1 protein-coding gene is annotated in these 1,926 nt (G+C 65.9%); it reads right to left on the bottom strand.

Going from position 1 to position 1,926, the window contains the following annotated elements; genetic code table 11:
• The coding region (gene tkt, locus C9411_RS25160; protein ID WP_199200156.1) for a transketolase at nt 1-1,926 on the bottom strand (1,926 nt) is incomplete at both ends.

Genomic DNA, 1,926 nt, shown 5'->3' with positions numbered 1-1,926 from the left:
AACTCGGCGAACAGCTGCTCCGCCGGCGCCGACTCACCGAAGGTGGTCATGCCCACGATGGCGCCGTTCAGGCCCACGTACTTGTACCAGTAGTCCGCGATACCCGCTTCCACCGCCACGCGCGCCGTCACTGCCGCCGGCAGCACCGACTCGCGGTATGCCGCATCCTGCTTGTCGAATGCGTCGGTCGACGGCATCGACACCACGCGCACCTGGCGGCCCGCCGCGGTCAGCTTGTCCGCCGCTTCCACCGTGATGCCCACTTCGGAGCCGGTGGCAATCAGGATGACGTCCGGCGTGCCCGCGCAGTCTTTCAGCACGTAGCCGCCGCGGTACACGTTCGCCAGCTGCTCTGCGGTGCGCGGCTGCTGGGTCAGGTTCTGGCGCGAGAACACCAGCGTGGTCGGGCCGTCGTTGCGCTCGATGCCGTACTGCCACGCCACCGCCGATTCCACCTGGTCACACGGGCGCCAGGTGCTCATGTTCGGGGTCACGCGCAGGCTCGCCAACTGCTCCACCGGCTGGTGGGTCGGGCCGTCTTCGCCCAGACCGATGGAGTCGTGGGTGTAGACGAACACGTTGCGCAGCTTCATCAGCGCCGCCATGCGCACCGCGTTGCGGGCGTATTCCACGAACATCAGGAAGGTCGCCGAGTACGGCAGGAAGCCGCCGTGCAGCGCGATGCCGTTGGTGATGGCGGTCATGCCGAACTCGCGCACGCCGTAATGAATGTAGTTGCCCGCCGGGTCAACGTTCAGCGCTTTCGAGCCGGACCACATGGTCAGGTTGCTCGGCGCCAGGTCGGCGGAGCCGCCCAGGAACTCCGGCAGCACCTTGCCGAACGCTTCCAGCGCGTTCTGCGACGCCTTGCGGCTGGCGATGTTGGCCGGGTTGGCCTGCAGTTTTTCCACGAACGCCTTGGCGTCGGCTTTCCAGTCGGCCGGCAGCTCGCCGTTCATGCGGCGCTTGAACTCGGCAGCCTGCTCCGGGAAGGCCTTGGCGTAGGCGGCGAATTTGTCGTTCCAGGCCGCTTCTTTGGCCTGACCGGCTTCCTTGGCGTCCCATTGGGCGTAGATGTCCTGCGGGATTTCAAAGGCGGCGTATTTCCAGCCCAGCGCTTCGCGGGTGGCGGCCACTTCGGCTGCGCCCAGCGCGGCGCCGTGCACGTCATGGGTGCCGGCCTTGTTCGGCGAACCGAAGCCGATAACGGTCTTGCACATCAGCAGCGACGGCTTGTCGGTCACCTTGCGGGCTGCTTCAATCGCGGCCTTGATGGCGTCCGGATTGTGGCCGTCGACGTTGCGCACCACGTGCCAGCCGTAGGCTTCGAAGCGCAGGGCGGTGTCGTCGGTGAACCAGCCGTCGACGTGGCCGTCGATGGAGATGCCGTTGTCATCGTAGAAAGCGGTCAGCTTGCCGAGCTTGAGGGTACCGGCCAGGGAGCAGACTTCGTGCGAGATGCCTTCCATCATGCAGCCGTCGCCCATGAAGGCGTAGGTGTGGTGGTCAACGATGTCGTGGCCAGGGCGGTTGAACTGCGCCGCCAGGGTGCGTTCGGCGATGGCGAAGCCGACGGCGTTGGCGATACCCTGGCCCAGCGGGCCGGTGGTGGTTTCAACGCCCGGGGTGTAGCCGTACTCCGGGTGCCCTGGGGTTTTGGAGTGCAGCTGACGGAAGTTTTCCAGCTCGCGCATCGGCAGGTCGTAGCCGGTGAGGTGCAGGAGGCTGTAAATCAACATGGAGCCGTGGCCGTTGGAGAGCACGAAACGGTCGCGGTCAGCCCAGTGCGGGTTAGTCGGGTTGTGGTTGAGGTAGTCACGCCACAGGACTTCGGCGATGTCCGCCATGCCCATAGGGGCCCCCGGGTGGCCGGAATTTGCTTTTTGTACGGCGTCCATGCTGAGTGCGCGGATGGCGTTGGCAAGC

Origin of the sequence: Serratia sp. Nf2 (genome assembly GCF_003028435.1) — a bacterium.
Taxonomy (GTDB): domain Bacteria; phylum Pseudomonadota; class Gammaproteobacteria; order Enterobacterales; family Enterobacteriaceae; genus Serratia; species Serratia marcescens_L.
Note: the sequence above shows the minus strand (reverse complement) of the source record. Positions and strands in the feature narration are given on the sequence as shown.